At 42.2% G+C, this 15,195-nt stretch carries 14 protein-coding genes and 1 tRNA gene; 7 read left to right on the top strand and 8 right to left on the bottom strand.

The annotated features are described in order from the left end of the window. Window positions 1-100: 100 nt before the first annotated feature. The 4 genes from TOL2_RS04015 to TOL2_RS04030 all read left to right on the top strand — a co-directional run bounded on the left by TOL2_RS04015 (window position 101) and on the right by TOL2_RS04030 (window position 4,308). Entirely contained in the window at window positions 101-1,030 is a 930-nt protein-coding gene (locus tag TOL2_RS04015; RefSeq protein ID WP_014956260.1) for a DUF362 domain-containing protein, read from the top strand. Beyond that, entirely contained in the window at window positions 994-2,571 is a 1,578-nt protein-coding gene (locus TOL2_RS04020; protein ID WP_232508055.1) for a 4Fe-4S binding protein, read from the top strand. The genes TOL2_RS04015 and TOL2_RS04020 overlap by 37 nt, the downstream gene beginning before the upstream one ends. An 84-nt stretch (window positions 2,572-2,655) precedes the next feature. Continuing rightward, window positions 2,656-3,018 carry a sirohydrochlorin chelatase gene (locus TOL2_RS04025; protein ID WP_014956262.1) on the top strand — a complete coding sequence of 121 codons (363 nt, stop codon included), beginning with the start codon at window positions 2,656-2,658 and terminating at the stop codon, window positions 3,016-3,018. A gap of 57 nt (window positions 3,019-3,075) precedes the next feature. Beyond that, entirely contained in the window at window positions 3,076-4,308 is a 1,233-nt protein-coding gene (locus TOL2_RS04030; RefSeq protein ID WP_014956263.1) for a glycosyltransferase family 4 protein, read from the top strand. A gap of 20 nt (window positions 4,309-4,328) precedes the next feature. Here TOL2_RS04030 and TOL2_RS04035 read toward each other — a convergent pair whose 3' ends face one another. The 3 genes from TOL2_RS04035 to TOL2_RS04045 form a co-directional block, all read right to left on the bottom strand. Continuing rightward, a complete protein-coding gene (locus TOL2_RS04035) occupies window positions 4,329-5,123 on the bottom strand; it encodes a protein phosphatase 2C domain-containing protein (RefSeq protein ID WP_014956264.1) in 795 nt (264 codons plus the stop codon). Window positions 5,124-5,291: 168 nt separating this feature from the next. Further along, on the bottom strand, window positions 5,292-6,488 hold the full coding sequence (locus TOL2_RS04040) for a THUMP domain-containing class I SAM-dependent RNA methyltransferase (protein ID WP_014956265.1): 1,197 nt from the start codon (window positions 6,486-6,488) through the stop codon (window positions 5,292-5,294). Window positions 6,489-6,502: 14 nt separating this feature from the next. After that, a complete protein-coding gene (locus TOL2_RS04045) occupies window positions 6,503-7,540 on the bottom strand; it encodes a 3-deoxy-7-phosphoheptulonate synthase (protein ID WP_014956266.1) in 1,038 nt (345 codons plus the stop codon). Between the two features lie 352 nt (window positions 7,541-7,892). Here TOL2_RS04045 and TOL2_RS04055 point away from each other — a divergent pair, with 352 nt between their 5' ends. Together TOL2_RS04055 and TOL2_RS04060 are read left to right on the top strand one after the other, a co-directional pair. Further along, window positions 7,893-8,321 carry a cupin domain-containing protein gene (locus TOL2_RS04055; RefSeq protein WP_014956267.1) on the top strand — a complete coding sequence of 143 codons (429 nt, stop codon included), beginning with the start codon at window positions 7,893-7,895 and terminating at the stop codon, window positions 8,319-8,321. A gap of 40 nt (window positions 8,322-8,361) precedes the next feature. Continuing rightward, on the top strand, window positions 8,362-9,102 hold the full coding sequence (locus TOL2_RS04060) for a ParB/RepB/Spo0J family partition protein (RefSeq protein ID WP_232508056.1): 741 nt from the start codon (window positions 8,362-8,364) through the stop codon (window positions 9,100-9,102). Between the two features lie 193 nt (window positions 9,103-9,295). Here the strand turns inward: TOL2_RS04060 and TOL2_RS04065 are convergent, their stop codons facing one another. Next, a complete protein-coding gene (locus tag TOL2_RS04065) occupies window positions 9,296-9,736 on the bottom strand; it encodes a DUF3795 domain-containing protein (RefSeq protein ID WP_014956269.1) in 441 nt (146 codons plus the stop codon). A gap of 305 nt (window positions 9,737-10,041) precedes the next feature. Between TOL2_RS04065 and TOL2_RS04070 the strand changes: the two genes are divergently transcribed. Further along, a complete protein-coding gene (locus TOL2_RS04070) occupies window positions 10,042-10,704 on the top strand; it encodes a class I SAM-dependent methyltransferase (protein WP_041279244.1) in 663 nt (220 codons plus the stop codon). A gap of 171 nt (window positions 10,705-10,875) precedes the next feature. On the opposite strand, the gene TOL2_RS04075 is transcribed toward TOL2_RS04070, so the two are convergent. The 4 genes from TOL2_RS04075 to TOL2_RS04090 all read right to left on the bottom strand — a co-directional run bounded on the left by TOL2_RS04075 (window position 10,876) and on the right by TOL2_RS04090 (window position 15,193). After that, entirely contained in the window at window positions 10,876-11,478 is a 603-nt protein-coding gene (locus TOL2_RS04075; protein ID WP_014956271.1) for a GNAT family N-acetyltransferase, read from the bottom strand. Then, window positions 11,471-12,595, bottom strand: coding sequence for a ribosome small subunit-dependent GTPase A (gene rsgA, locus TOL2_RS04080; protein ID WP_014956272.1), 1,125 nt, complete (start codon window positions 12,593-12,595; stop codon window positions 11,471-11,473). The genes TOL2_RS04075 and rsgA overlap by 8 nt, the downstream gene beginning before the upstream one ends. Window positions 12,596-13,166: 571 nt before the next feature. Then, window positions 13,167-13,242 (bottom strand) — tRNA-Thr (locus TOL2_RS04085). 88 nt (window positions 13,243-13,330) lie between these two features. Next, entirely contained in the window at window positions 13,331-15,193 is a 1,863-nt protein-coding gene (locus TOL2_RS04090; protein ID WP_014956273.1) for a GNAT family N-acetyltransferase, read from the bottom strand. Between the last annotated feature and the right edge of the window lie 2 nt (window positions 15,194-15,195).

Raw genomic sequence — 15,195 nt, forward strand, 5'->3', positions numbered from 1 at the left:
AACGGCCATGGCAGATCACTCTGCCACAACAAGAAATAAAAGGTATCTAATTTCAATAGGTTGGAGATTTTTTATATAAAATTTTAAAAGGGAGGGGAAAATGGACAGGCGAAAATTTTTAAAACAGGTGTCGTTGTGGTCTGCAGGTATTATCATGACTCCTCCTGTATTTGATCTGACACCTGAATTGTTGGCTTCTTCTTTGATAAAACCGGATGTTTTGGTGGCAAAAGGAGAAAATTATTTTGGCATGGTTACACAGGTGGTTCAGGCCATGGGCGGGATACAGGCCTTTGTCAAGCCTGGCGACAAAGTGGTGATCAAGCCCAATATCGGGTGGGACAGGAACGTTGAGCAGGGCGCGAACACTCATCCGGTGATTGTCAGCAGGCTGGCAAGTCTTTGTCTTGATGCGGGTGCATCCAAAGTGCTGGTGTTTGACCGGACCTGCAATGAAGAGCGACGGTGCTATCATAACAGCGGGATAAAGTCGGCATTAAAAGAGATCCGGGATAACCGGCTCAGGCTTGAGTATGTGGATGATAGAAAGTTTGTGCCGGTCACCATCAAAAACGGAAAAGCATTAAAACAATGGTCGTTTTATAAGGATGCCCTGGAAGCCGATTGCTATATCAATGTGCCGGTTGCCAAGCATCATGGCCTTTCCGGGCTGAGCCTCGGCCTTAAAAATGTCATGGGCATTATCGGTGGATGGAGGGGCAGGATACATTATCAGCTGGGGGAAAAGCTTGCGGATTTGAACACCGTTATAAAACCTGGGTTTACCATTGTTGATGCCACCCGTGTGATTACCAGGAACGGTCCTCAGGGCGGGGATATGGATGATGTAAAAAAACTGGACACCATTATCGGCTGTGTGGACCCTGTGGCAGCAGATGCCTATGCCACAACGCTGTTCGGGCTGAAACCCGATCAGATCAAATCAACGGTTGAAGCCTATAAAAGAGGACTTGGACAGATGGATCTGGACAAGTGCAATATCCGCAACCTGAAAGCCTTGCAAGCATGAAGATAAAACCGTATTTAAAACAGTTGAGACGGTTGTCCCAGGTTGTCTGTCTGCTGATATTTTTATTCTTGTTTCGGCAGACAGATTATTCAGGCAGTGATATCATCCCCTATGCCGTCAATATCTTATTCCGGCTTGATCCTCTGGTGCTTGCCACTGTTACGCTGGCCAAAAAAACTTTTGTGACATTGTTGTGGCCGTCTTTTATCATTATCGGGTTAACCGTTTTGCTGGGCAGGGTTTTTTGTTCATGGATCTGCCCGTTGGGAACTATGATTGATCTGTCCGGTCGGTTTATCAAGCCTGTAACAAACCGTATACGCCTGTCCTGGTTAAAATATGTTGTTCTTATGGTTGTATTGATCTCAGCCGGTTTTGGTGTTCAAATTCTGGGCTTTGCAGATCCTTTTTCCCTGTTGGTCAGGGGTATGGTGTTCAGTATTGATCCGATGATCAATTACCTTGTTTCCCTGTTTTTTGATTCAATTTATATCAGTGGTCCTGCCTGGCTTTCAGGCATGACCGAGCCTGTGTATGATGTTTTTAAGGTTTTTCTTCTTCCCTATAAACAAAGCTTTTTTTTTCTGTCATTTGTATCCTTTTTTTTGCTGGTCTCTATTTTTATACTGGAGTTTTTCGGCAAGCGGTTCTGGTGCCGGAACCTTTGTCCCCTGGGCGGACTTTTGGCATTGATGTCACGGATATCTTTTTTCAAGCGAATCCCTGTGAAAGCATGCAGGCATTGTGATTTGTGTGAAACTCGTTGCCGGATGAAAGCCTTTGACAAAGACCGTTATTTTATGGGTGAAGAGTGTACTCTTTGCATGGACTGCCTGGAATTTTGCCCGGAAGCCATAACCACGTTCCGATTTGCCCCTGGCAAAAGCAAACCGCCCGTGGATATCAACAGACGCCAATTGATGGCCGCAGGGATTGCGGGCCTTGCCCTGCCTGTTCTCTGTCGGACCAGTGCCGTGTCAAAGACGACGGATGACGCCTTGATCCGGCCCCCCGGTGCTCTGGATGAAAAAGATTTTCTTGCCACCTGTGTGCGTTGTGGAGAGTGTATGAAAGTTTGTATTAATACGGCACTGCAACCCGTGTTTCTGGAAAAGGGTTTTGAAGCCATGTTTACTCCAAAACTGGTTCCCCGGCTGGGATATTGTGAATTCAACTGCACGCTGTGTTCCCAGGTATGTCCCACAGGTGCCCTGGAAAAAATGGAAAAAAAACAAAAGCATGCCTTTGTCATGGGCAATGCCTGGTTTGATAAAAACAGGTGCCTGGTGTACGCACAAAAAAAATCTTGCATTGTTTGCGAAGAACACTGCCCAACCCATGACAAGGCTATTAAATTTAATGAAATCAATACCATGGATCAGTCTGGCAATTCTGTTTTGCTCAAACAGCCTTATGTGGTGGCAGCTCTTTGCATTGGCTGCGGCATATGTGAATATATCTGTCCGGTCCAGGGCAGTGCAGGCATCAGGGTGGCAGGCAAGGGGGATAATGAAAAATACGGGGCAGGGTATGCATTATGATAGTGGCGTAAAATATGAAGCTGTTTTTTTCAAGACTTTACAACTTAAATGGATTTGGACTTAAAAAAATATCAGGGAGACTGTATGAAAGCATTGATCATTGCTGCCCATGGCAGCCGGAAAAAAGAATCAAACCTGGAGATCGCATCATTGGTGGAACGGTTGTCCAAAAAAACATCAGGATCTTTTGACATGGTGGTGCATGCTTTTTTGCAATTTGCCGATCCTTTGATTGAGAAAAAAATTGATGAGCTTGTGGAAAAAGGGGTAGAAAAACTTGTGATATTTCCGTTTTTTCTCGGCAGCGGCAGCCATATTCTTGTGGATATCCCGGAACTTGTAAAAAAGGCCCAAACCACCCATGGTCATGTTGAGTTTCAGTTGACCCGGCATTTAGGGAAAATCGAGGCAATAGAAGATGTGATCTTAAAGGAGGTGACAGGCTAACGCAAATGGATCAACAGATTGTTTCTTTTCAATTAATCCTGTGATATCTTTTTTGTCATGAAAATTCTTCACATCATCAGCCAGACCCCGGATTTTACCGGGAGCGGAAAGTTTATCCGGGAGCTGATTCGGCAAAGTACACGAAACGGTCATGAAAATTATCTGGTGGCTGGTGTTCAGGCTGATTTTAACCTGCCAGAAACTTTAATCAGGGCAGATCATTGCTGTTTTGTGAGATTTGACGGAAAAGATCTTGATTATTCAATCCCCGGCATGAGTGATGTCATGCCCTATCAAAGCAGCGTGTTCTCAAACCTGGATATCACGGATATGATCGAATACCAGCGGGTTTTTGAAGAGAAGATCAGGCAGGCAGTGTGCAGGTTTCAGCCGGATATTCTGCACACTCATCACCTCTGGGTGGTGTCGGCCCTGGCAAGAAGGATTGCACCTGATATTCCAATGGTGACCACCTGTCACGGGACATGTCTTCGCCAGCATTATCTGTGTCCGCATATTGGCCGGTCCATCATAAAGGATCTGCAAAACATAGACTGGATAATTGCCTTGAGCTGTGATCAGCAACAGTCCATTGTGAAAACCATTGCAGCTGATCCGTCAAAAATCAATGTGATCAGCGGCGGGTATAATCCGGATTGTTTTTTTTGTGAATCCAAAGAGTTTGACGGGGTTGTGGAACTGGTATATGCGGGTAAGCTAAGTTCTTCCAAAGGCGTTCCCTGGCTTTTGAAAAGTCTGGAAAAGATCAAAGATCTTCCTTTCAGGCTTCACCTGGCCGGCAGCAGCAGTGGCAGGGAAAAACAGATCTGCCTTGAGCTTGCCGGAAACCTGGGGGCCAAAGCTGTCTATCACGGCTCTTTGACTCATGAACGTCTGGGAGCGTTGATGCGGCGATCCCATATCTTTGTGCTGCCTTCATTTTTTGAAGGTCTTCCCCTTGTTCTGATGGAGGCCATGGCCTGCGGATGCAGAATTATCACCACTGCGCTGCCCGGAGTAAGACAATTGTTTGGTACCGATCACGGAACCATGGTAAAAATGATTCCTCTTCCAACCCTGAAAACCATTGATACCCCATTTAAAAAAGATGAAGCCATGCTTGAAACCCGTCTTGCCCAGACATTGAAATCCGGCATTGAACAGGTTATGCAGGCTGTTGAACCGAATATGACCTATGTTTGTTCAGCAACGTCTCATTTTACCTGGGAAAAAATATTTTCAAATATTCAACAAGGGTATGCCCGGCTGTGCCGGGAAGCTCTCAAATAGCCGACGGCAGCATTGTTATTTTATGGATGTATGGCAATGGCGGCAATATCGTCATGGCATTTGAACCTGGGATAGTGTTGAATTTCCGGGTCCAGGGACTCGACTTTTCTTATATGATTTTTAAGCCCGGTCAGGCCAAGTTTTTGATAAAGCGTTACAAACCGGTCAAAACACCGTTTTTTTTCAGGGGTTGATGAGGGAAGCTGTAATCCGTCGGTGAACAAAAGAATTGTTTTGACATGATTTAGGGGAAGAGATCCGCTGTTGACAAAATCAAGGGCATCAGGTTCGCCATTGAGGACGCCATAGGTTTTGTTCATGTTTGCTCTGATTTTTTTAACCTGAAGCTTAAATTCCAGAGCTTGGCAGGACTTGATTCTTTTGAGCATCATGAGGGTTTCATAATCATGATCTTCTTGTTCCACCAGGACTTTGTAGGAATCATCGGTGTAAATAACAATAATATAAGAATCCCCGGTTTGCAGCCATTCAAGGGTGTTTTTGTGCAGCCTTACAACTGCGGCGCTGGTACTCCACAAACTATGGCGCCGGTTTAAGTCCACTTGCTGGGCCATCATCTTGGATAAAATGGCCTGATTTGCCTGACAACCCAGTTTTAAAAGGGGAAAATGATTTTTAGAAAATATATGGCTGGCTGTGGAAGATGCAATCAGGCCACCTGTTTTGTCGCCCTCAAACAAGTCATTATCAAGGCTTGAGGCTCCGTCAAAAACACCATAAAGATTTTTTTCAAGGACAACGGCATCTTCGTTTAACCTGCCTGATCCCTTTTCCAGTATATGTTCTATTTTCATAATTTAGGATGGGGTCACAATAAAACAAATCAGACCCCTTTTGCTGTTCAATCCAAAAGTTGAGTTAATAAATTACTGAAAAATATAGAGATCAGGGCTGGATTGTCAAAATGATAATTTCTATATGTTTGTTAAAAGGTATCAGAAAAACCAATTCTTGACCTGTTATCAAATAATACCTATACCGGCAAAAATATCGAGTCCCCCGTGATAAATGGGTTTTAGCTCAAGCTTGAGTCCAAGAGATGATTTGTATTCTCCGGACGGAAGAATGATCCCAAAGCGCCATCCTTTAAAGTCTGCAGCCAGTTTTTTTCCGATTTCACGGTAAAAAGACCGGGTATCGCTTTTTTCACCAAGTCTTTTTCCGTAAGGCGGATTTAACATTACCACTCCTTTTTTTTCAGGTGATATCATAGAAGGCAGGATGGTAAAAAAGTCTGTTTTTGATACGTCTATGACAGGGTTGAGCCTGGAATGTGAAATGTTTTGTTCCATGGCAGTCAAGGCCATCTCATCGATATCAGATGCAAAAATCTGTTTTGCAGAACAATGGGTAAAATTTTCTTGCGCCTGCTTTTTTATATGAGAATAGGCTTTCGGGCTGAATCCAGGCCAGTTTTCAAAGGCAAAAGACCTGAAAAAGCCAGGTGGTATACAGGATTTTATCATGGCGGCTTCAAGCGAGAATGTGCCTGACCCGCACATTGGATCAATCAATATATCTTCTTTTGAAAACCCGGCCCAGAAAAGCATGGCAAAAGCCAGGTTTTCTCTCAGCGGTGCCTGGGTTACTTTCTGTTTAAGGCCTCTTTTAAATAAAAGCTCTCCTGTGCTGTCTAAGGAGACGGTAAAATTGTCGTCTTCAACCCGGACATAGATGGTTTGAGTTGATATTTTACCGGGTATCCCGTCAAATCCGCTGCCTGACCTGATCTGATCAAGGATTATTTTTTCACATCTTTGTGCAATGGCATCTGAATGATACAATCTTGATTTTCTGGCTGTAACATTAAATTTGAGATGACAATTTTTCGGCAGATAAAGTATCCAGTCAATGGCATTGATTTTTTTTTCAAGTTTCTTAAAAGAGTCTGCCTTAAAGCTGTTGATTCGCATCAGGATTTTTGAAGGGCTTCTTAAATTAAGATTCAACAGTACACATGAATTTAGTTTGCCTATAAATTCAATTCCACCCTGGATGACGCTTATGTTATCTTCAGGGAAAGAGGACAGATTTGAAATCTGTCCTTGCATTTCATTGAGGCAAACTTGTTTTAATCCGGGAGAACAAGACACAAAAAAAGAGTGGTCCCGGCCAATAATCCTTCTTTTTACCCTTTTTTCATATGAAGATGGTTTCATTATTGCAGTCATTATTACAATCTGTTATGGGCGCAGCGGATCAGTCCTTCTGTGCTTTCCCAGGAGATGCATTCATCTGTGATGGAAACGCCGTATTTAAGGGATTTTATATCTCCATTGCATTTCTGGTTGCCTTCAAAGAGATTGCTTTCAAGCATTAAGCCTATTATGCTGCTGTTTCCTTCAATGCGCTGATCCAGAACACTTTTAAATACAAAAGACTGTCCCGTGTATTTTTGTCCGGAGTTATCATGGGAACAGTCAATCATGACCGCATCAGGAAGATTTTTTGCTTTTAATTTTTCCAGGGCTTTACCCACGGAAATGGGATCATAATTCGTGTGTCCTCCACCCCTGAGAACAAGGTGGCCGAATGGATTTCCCCTGGTTGACACTATGGCTGTATATCCATGTGGTTCAACTCCGAGGAAATGCTGGGGGGATCGTGCCGCCACCATGGCATTGATGGCGGAATCAAGGCTGCCGTCCGTGCTGTTTTTGAATCCTACCGGCATGGACAGGCCGCTTGCCATTTCACGGTGGGTCTGGGATTCTGTTGTCCTGGCACCAATGGCAACCCAGGACAAAAGACCGGCAATGTACTGTGGGGTGATGGGATCAAGAATTTCCGTGGTTGTGGGAAGTCCCATCCGGTTGATTTTAATCAACAGGGATCTGGCTTGTCTCAGCCCTTCATCCATGTCATAGGATTCATTCAGGAAGGGATCATTGATTAATCCTTTCCATCCAACCGTTGTTCTTGGTTTTTCAAAATATACCCGCATGATCAGATTGATTTTATCTTTGACTTCTTCTCTCAATTGATTCATTTTTTCGGCATATTCAAGAGCTGCGTCCGTGTCGTGAATGGAGCAGGGTCCGGCAATTACAAGGAGGCGTTTGTCTTTTTTCAGTAAGATGTTTTCAACGTCGCGGCGTCCGTCCAGAACGATTTTGGCAACATCTTCTTTGACGGGAAGTTCTTTTTTGATGGTATCGGGCGAAATAAGATGTTTGTATCCGGTTACATTTTTGTCATAGGTCTGTTTCATTGCTTTTTTCCTTTGCAGGTTTCATCCAAAAGCCAACAGCCTAAAAACCAAAAAAGCCGCAGGCTTTTGCTGCCTGCGGCTTTTTTGTTAAAAATTAACTATAGCGCACAACAGGCAGCTCAGTATAAAAATACCCAAAATAAAAATAAAGTCTGTCTGTTGTATAAAAATTCATTTAATTTTCCTTTGTTAAAGTTCATATAGACCATGTATTTTTTTTAAAGTCAAGAACATTTATGAGAGCCGTCATTGACACACGAAATTTTTATATGAACGTCTTGAAAAATCCAAACATTGACTTTAATCTTTGGTTGTGTGCATACCAAAGTTCAAATATAAGGATAAAGAGACAATGAAAAAAATATTTTGTGCAATATGTCTGATATTATTGCTGTCAATCAATGTTTGGGCTCAAGATGTAAATACCGTCAAAGTTGATTTGTTAGCCAAAACAAGCTCAAGTTGGGATGGACAACTTCTGCCGGACTATATGACAGGTAAACCGGAAATAACGATTCTCAAAATTACAATCCCTCCAAATGTAACGCTGCCAATGCATGAACATCCGGTTATAAATGCGGGTGTATTACTAAAAGGAGAACTCACTGTTAAAACAGAAGACAAAAAGATACTACATTTGAAAGCGGGTGATTCAATCGTAGAAGTGGTCAACAAATGGCATTACGGGAAAAATGAAGGGAATGAACCGGCAGAAATCATAGTCTTTTATGCCGGTATACAGGATAAGCCGATCACTATAAAACAAACCGTTGGGAAATAAGGTAAATTAACCATAAAAATAAAAAAGTATGAGAATTAACATGGAAAATAATTTTATAAATATTTCTGAACTCAATATCCAGGATCCTTTTGTTTCAATTTTTCCTGTCGGCAATGATACCCTTGAGTCGATCAGGCAGGATATGGATACAAACGGATTTGACCCTATTTTTCCCATCATTGTTTGGGAGGGAAAAAATGTTGTTGTGGACGGTCACACAAGGTTTGCTGCTGCCAAAGCACTTGGACTGGAAGAAGTTCCGGTTCTTTTTAAAGCTTTTGAAAATGAAGACGATGCTGTTCTTTACAGTTTTCATATCCAGCGAAACCGTAGGAATATGTCGGATGATGATATCTTAAGATGCCTTGAATTGCTTGATACGATCCATGCTGTCCCCAAAAAACAGAAAAATTTGGATTCTCCGAAACCGACCCGTAAAGAAACCAATGAAATTCGAGCAAAGGAGCTGGGCATAAGTCCTCATAAAGTTGACAAGGCCCGCAAGGTTCTGGAATATGGAACTGACGATATCAGGGAAAGTGTCAATTCAGGTGAAAAATCTATTAACAAGGCATTTCAGGAAGTCCAGGAAATTCGCCGTGAGAGTGGTGAGATAAAAGGAAAGCCTATCAACGGACTTGGAAGTGCAGCCAAATATACTCAGACCCTTGGGAAATTTTTAAAAGAATTAACAAGGATCAGAGAGGACGGTTGGCATGATGTATCGCAAGAAAAAGCCCTGGCTGATCTTGAGGCCATTATAGAACTGATCGAAAGCTGATTTTTAACAAAAATCAAGGCTCCAAACTATGGTTGGAGCCTTGATTGAAAAATTATCGTTTCATTTTTTGGGGGGGGATTTTAGGCAGATGGGGGCTTGCTTGTGCTTTTTGGAAGGATTGGGCACCGGGGAATTAAATCCCCCGGCTACCCGATCTGGTTTCTTCCTCAGAAGGTGACAATATCATGATTTTTTACGCTAATGTCCATGGTTTTGTAAAGTATGTCTCGCGTACTTTAGATGCCTTGGAGGCAGCCCATTTTTCCAGACCCATTTTATTGATTAAGCATAAATTGAATACCTTCATATTATGAGGCAGTTCACTGGATCTGTCGGCATAAGGGTGTAGGTTGTCACATGGGAAACTTTCACAATCTCCGCAAAAATTTAACTCATTTTTTTGGGAGCATTCATAGGCTGCACAACGATGTGATTCACCGAAAATATGCTTTTGTAATGGTATTTGCCCATTGTGGCTACGGCACCCATTGCATAGCATTATTTCAACAGGCACGTTGTATTCCTCAGACATTCTTTCAACTGTGCTTCTCGCTTCCTGATCTTCTTGGGCCAAATAGAAATGGCAATTGAAGCAGTCAAGACCGCAGGGAGCGGTCATTTGAAAATAATCCATAACTAATTCTCCTCATATAAAGGTTTTTAAATCCTAATCAATTGTTTGAGTAAAATACAATCTGAAAAAAAATACATCCCCCATATGGGTGATAGATAGTTTTTTTAAATTATCTTTATTAATTGCCCAAAACCGGAATGTTCAAAGACTTGAAGTTTCATGGATACAAAAACTATACTTTAGGATAAATTTGAGATGTATAAAAATTATTCTGGCGGAATTTTTAAAAATCAACTATATCTCCAAAAAAACTTACCGTATGGAACTAATGATTTTCATACTATTCTATATAAGTTGAAATGAAGATGATAGAAGAAAATCTTACAAAAATAATTTCCGATTTTATACCGGGGGGACTGGTTGAAACCACGATTCTCCCCCAATGTGATGAAATATCCCTCTGTCTATTGAATCCGGATTATTCCAAGTGCGAATTGAGCGTGGAACAGGGTTTGCGTTTGATGAAGGAACCACTGTTTTGGGTGTTTTGTTGGGCAAGCGGCCAGGCTATGGCACGATACATAATAGATAATCCGCGGTTAATAGAAGGTAAGCGTGTTCTGGACTTTGGCTGTGGCTCCGGGGTGGCGGCGATTGCCGCTGCAAAAACGGGTGCTGCAAAAGTTTGGGCTTCTGATATAGATCCATGTGCAGTTCATGCGACTGCGCTTAACTGTCAATTGAATTCGGTTTCGGTTGAAGTCATTGAAGATTGGGAGACCTGTCCAGAAGCACCGGACATTATTTTAGCCTCAGATGTGTTGTATGACGAAAAAAATCTGCCTTTGCTCGATCAATTTATTGCATGTGCGCCTGAAGTTCTTGTTGCTGACTCCAGGGTTAAAAATTTTAACGTCCCTTTTTACCGAAAGATTGCAGAACTCGATAGTTTTACCATACCTGATTTGGGCGAGCCTGCTGAATTTGGACATGTGAATATATATTATGCCGATTGTTCCTTAACTTAATGCCATAAAGACTCAGGAGTAAATTTAAAGCTTTGAGGGAAAGAATATAGAGGGGATTGAAAATGTTCAATCCCCAAGGTTTCATTGCCGATAAATATTTTTGATTCAATAATAACTTTCTGATATCTTTTTAAAAAGTGAACATATCAAATCCCTAAGTGAGAGTTTTTTTTACTCTCGCCAATGTTCTGGTTGATTAAGTACATTAGAACATTGCACTGCCCCTTTTATTCTTCCAATAACTCCGGGACATAATTCCTGCACCATCCAGGCACCTGCATATTCTTTAGGTATGTGATATGGAGCTTCATAGCCAATAACTCCTGCTGGCGTGAAGCCGACACGTGGATAATATCCAGGATGTCCTAAAACAAAGACCAATTCCACACCTGAATCTTTTAACAGATTCAATCCTTCTCTAATAAGTCGAACGCCAATTCCCTTGCTTTGAAAGTCCGGAAGAACGGCCAATGGTGCAAGTATTCGGGCTGAGACAGACTCTGTGGTTTGTGTAATTTTTACTTTTGTATAGAGGATGTGCCCTACCAATTTTTCATCCTCAACAGCTACAAGTGAAAGGATTGGAAGTGCTGTTTTATCATGAAATAGGCCCTTAACGAGTTCAGCGATTTCAGGCCCTTTTGTTTCTCCAAATGCTTTTGTATGAATGTTTTCGATTTCAAGCTTGTCTGATTCAATGGATTTTCTTATTTCCAATGCTTCTTTCTTTTTTATATCCTTTTCTTCTTCGGGGCGAATACTATTTTTATACATGATCATTTTTCCTGTTATTTATCGCTTTTATTTTCAAAGAAACCTCTTTCCACCTTTCCTTTTCCACTCGATCTGCACTTTTTGTTTGCCGGTTAGATAAATACGCCAATTCACGTTTCATTTTTTGGTAGCTATCCAACCTTTCTTTTCTGATTGTGCCGATAGTTAAGCCATGAAGCACTTGACAACCAGGCTCATGCGTATGACTGCAATCGTGAAAACGACATGTATTCGCCAGTTCTTCTATCTCTGGGAAAGCAACATTCAAACCACCTCCATCATCCCAAAATCCTATTTCCCGAATACCGGGATTGTCAATCACCATACCGCCTTGAGGCATCATGATAAGGCTACGACTGGTAGTAGTATGTTTCCCTTTTCCCACATGTTCACTTACTAAATTGGTGGCCTGTATGGTTTTTCCAGCAAGGCGATTCACAAGTGTGGATTTGCCAGCTCCTGAAGATCCAACCATGGCAATTGTTTGGCCTTGTGAAAGATAAGGTTCTAATGAAGCCAATCCGGTTGAATCCTTTGCCGAGATAAAGTGAACCGGAACGTTAAAGGTCACAGTTCCTACTTCTCGAACATAATGCTCGGGATTTTGATGAAGATCTGCTTTGGTTAAAATAATAGAAGGCGTCAAACCACAATTATATACCAGAGTCAGATACCGTTCTAATCGTCGTATATTAAAATCCCTGTCAAGACCGCAAACGATAAATACAGTATCAAGATTTGCAGCGATTATCTGTTCTTTATTCGATTGAGAATCTTGCTTGCCATGTGTACCGGTTGCCCCTCTGGATAAGGTATTTTTCCTTGGCAATACTGCAGATATAACTTTGTCGTTCACGAGAACCCAATCTCCTGTAACTGGAAACGGGCTTTCTTTATGGTGACTTAACCTTCCTGCAACAGTAACGAGTCTTTCTGAAGTTCCCTGGCTAATGAGAAAACTATTTTTCCGTACTCCGACGACTCTGGCCGGGAAAAAGTTGTCGTTGCAAATGTTGTCCAAATGAACCTGGAAATGGGAATCCCATCCCATTTTTAAAAGAGGTTGGAGGATATCGGTTGCGTCTATATTATTTGTATGCTTTTTTTTAATCATCATTAATCGTCACCTGTTTTTTTATAGCTTCTTAGGTATTTTTTTATGTATTAAATACCAATTTATCTATGATTAGATTGATAGCTTATTAAAAAATTTATTTTTGTGTAGGGGGTGTTGCAGACGAAAGGCGTAACAATAACTTCGGAATCTTAGAGAGACTCTATCCGGAAAGGATCAGAAAAAAATATAGTCTGTTTTTATCTAATTATTAATTTTGATCTGGACTAAATTAAAATCAACCTGCTACCGAATTAGTAGTACCTTTTGTCGGCAACGATTGACACAATATCTAATAATCTTTTGAACAAAAAAACTCCTTTTTAAAAAAAAATAAACGTTTGCTCCAATATCATATTTTTGTGTTTATTGTCAAATTTTTTATTTTTTCAGTAATAGCCATGGCAGATTGACCTGCCCCAAAAAAAAATGAAAGAGATCTGATTCCAGCAAGTTAGAAGTCTTTTAATATAAAATAGCTGGAGAATTCAATGGTAATGATCTGTATTCATAGTCTTGTTTTTCAGATGCCGAATTTCTATTGTTGAAAACATATTAAATTTGGGCTTTTGAGTGGAGCCAATGTGCGGACTCGAACCGCAGGCCTGCTCATTACGAGTGAGCTGCTCTACCACCTGAGCTACATTGGCTTGCCGGTATCAATACTAGAGTTTGTGGAAAAATTCAAGCATCAACCTGCATGAAGATGAAAAAAATATTTAAAGCCGTGTTCCAGGTTTATGGGCTAGTCTGTCCGCCGTCAGGATTAAAGGGCATGACAACCCTGTAAACTCCCTCCTCCAATATGCTTTTAAGATGGGGGAACGCTTTTTTAAACACCTTCATTATTTTGCGGTTGGAAAATAATACCTCGGCTGTAAACGCCTCAATTCCGCGCTCTTGTCCGATTTTTTTCAACAGGTTCACCATATGGGTGGCAATGCCGAGGCTGTTATAGTGTTCATCAACAATGATGGCGACTTCAGCAGTTTTGCTGTGGCCTTCTTTTAAATACCTGGCCTCGGCAATTAAAATCCCATGTCCGATTTCCCCTGCCAGCCCCACGATAGACATGTTGTTTTTCCAGTCAATATTGACATATTCCTGCATTTTTGCATGGGGCATTGTGGCAATGGAATGGAAGTACCTGTAATAAATGGATTCGTCGGAAAACCGGTAAAAAAGCCGTCGCATTTGTTCCTCATCCGAAGGCTTTATGGGCCGGAACCTGATCGTTACATCGTGTTTAAAAGTCTGCTGGTCACTGATTTCATGGGGATAAAGGCGGGAGCTGTCTTTTGAAAATATCTGGTCCGGGTAGAGAATTTTTTTTTGTTTTGCCTGTAAAAACAGGTCCGGGCGGTCGTCCGGGTGGGCGATTTCTATGAGGGCCAGTGCCCGTTCCCGGATGGAAAGCCCGTTCAACATGGCTGTGCCGTACTCTGTTACGATCATGTCAATGGACTCTTCAAATCCCAGCTGGTTATGATACCGTTCAATGGAGACCATTATATTGGAATGGTTTTGAAGATTCCTGGAAGGAAGGGCAAATATGATACGCCCGCCCTTGGAAATCTGGGCACCTAAAAAAGTGTCCATCAGTTCCATGGGGCCGGAGATCACATTTCCTTTTCCATGGTGCAGGGCAATGCGGCCGGTCAAATCCGCCTTGCGTGCCGGGATAACGGCTATAAAACGTGAATTTTTTCCAATATTGACAGGATCAAACACGGTTTGTATTTCCTGAAATTCCACAAAATGGTTCCGGTCCAGCCAGGCCAGCAGTTCCGGAGTTCCAAACGCATAGGATGCAATGGATTTTCCCTGGAAAACGGTTTTATACAGATTGGTCACGGCACCGCTTTTGATCAGGTACATTAAGGCATCGGTAAACACCGGGGAATGAACTCCTAGATGGTGCTTGGCGGCAAGCTTGCGGCCAAGGGATTCAAACAGGGGGCCGATGGAAAAGGCAATACAGCTTTTATCCTGGATCAAAGAGGCAATGTTTTCGGCAATCCGGTCAAATGGCTGGCTGGTTTCCCATTGTTGAAAATAAACCGGGTCTTGGTTTGAATGGACCAGCAGATCAAACTCACACACATTTACAAATGTGTTGCCAAAAGTCCTGGGAATTTTAGGGTTTATTTCTCCTGCAACAAAAGATGCCTGTTTCATGGCGGACCGCGCCACATCCAGGGAAACGCCCAGGCTGGCATTCCCGGAGTTATCCGGCGGAGTTATCTGGATGAATGCTGCATCAACCAGGATTCGCCCTGAGTCAAAGAGGCGTTGCAGCCGGTTGAACCGTGTGGGTATCAGATCAATCAGCCCCTGGCTGATGGCCTTGTTCACCATGTTGCCGGAACTAAAGGTTTTAAAACGGTACTTGTGGTCATCAAGGGTTTTAAGGGAAATGGCATCACTGAAATTCACCAGCTGGATCAATTCAAGGTCCGCCAGGTTGTGGTAATCTGAACGCATAAGCTGTTTTACAAGGGTTTGGGGTTCGGAAATGCCCGTTCCCAGAAAAATACGCATTCCCGGCTTGATTTTTTTCATTACAGCATCAGGATCAACAATCTTTTGTTTCCAATTCATAG

This window comes from Desulfobacula toluolica Tol2, from assembly GCF_000307105.1.
GTDB classification, from domain to species: Bacteria; Desulfobacterota; Desulfobacteria; order Desulfobacterales; family Desulfobacteraceae; genus Desulfobacula; species Desulfobacula toluolica.

Coding starts and splice junctions, on each gene's coding strand:
- TOL2_RS04025 (WP_014956262.1), top strand. CDS start 2,656: ATGAAAGCATTGATCATTGCTGCCCATGGCAGCCGGAAAAAAGAATCA.
- TOL2_RS04070 (WP_041279244.1), top strand. CDS start 10,042: ATGATAGAAGAAAATCTTACAAAAATAATTTCCGATTTTATACCGGGG.
- TOL2_RS04015 (WP_014956260.1), top strand. CDS start 101: ATGGACAGGCGAAAATTTTTAAAACAGGTGTCGTTGTGGTCTGCAGGT.
- TOL2_RS04045 (WP_014956266.1), bottom strand. CDS start 7,540: ATGAAACAGACCTATGACAAAAATGTAACCGGATACAAACATCTTATT.
- rsgA (WP_014956272.1), bottom strand. CDS start 12,595: ATGATGATTAAAAAAAAGCATACAAATAATATAGACGCAACCGATATC.
- TOL2_RS04055 (WP_014956267.1), top strand. CDS start 7,893: ATGAAAAAAATATTTTGTGCAATATGTCTGATATTATTGCTGTCAATC.
- TOL2_RS04065 (WP_014956269.1), bottom strand. CDS start 9,736: ATGGATTATTTTCAAATGACCGCTCCCTGCGGTCTTGACTGCTTCAAT.
- TOL2_RS04040 (WP_014956265.1), bottom strand. CDS start 6,488: ATGAAACCATCTTCATATGAAAAAAGGGTAAAAAGAAGGATTATTGGC.
- TOL2_RS04035 (WP_014956264.1), bottom strand. CDS start 5,123: ATGAAAATAGAACATATACTGGAAAAGGGATCAGGCAGGTTAAACGAA.
- TOL2_RS04090 (WP_014956273.1), bottom strand. CDS start 15,193: ATGAATTGGAAACAAAAGATTGTTGATCCTGATGCTGTAATGAAAAAA.
- TOL2_RS04030 (WP_014956263.1), top strand. CDS start 3,076: ATGAAAATTCTTCACATCATCAGCCAGACCCCGGATTTTACCGGGAGC.
- TOL2_RS04060 (WP_232508056.1), top strand. CDS start 8,362: ATGGAAAATAATTTTATAAATATTTCTGAACTCAATATCCAGGATCCT.
- TOL2_RS04075 (WP_014956271.1), bottom strand. CDS start 11,478: ATGTATAAAAATAGTATTCGCCCCGAAGAAGAAAAGGATATAAAAAAG.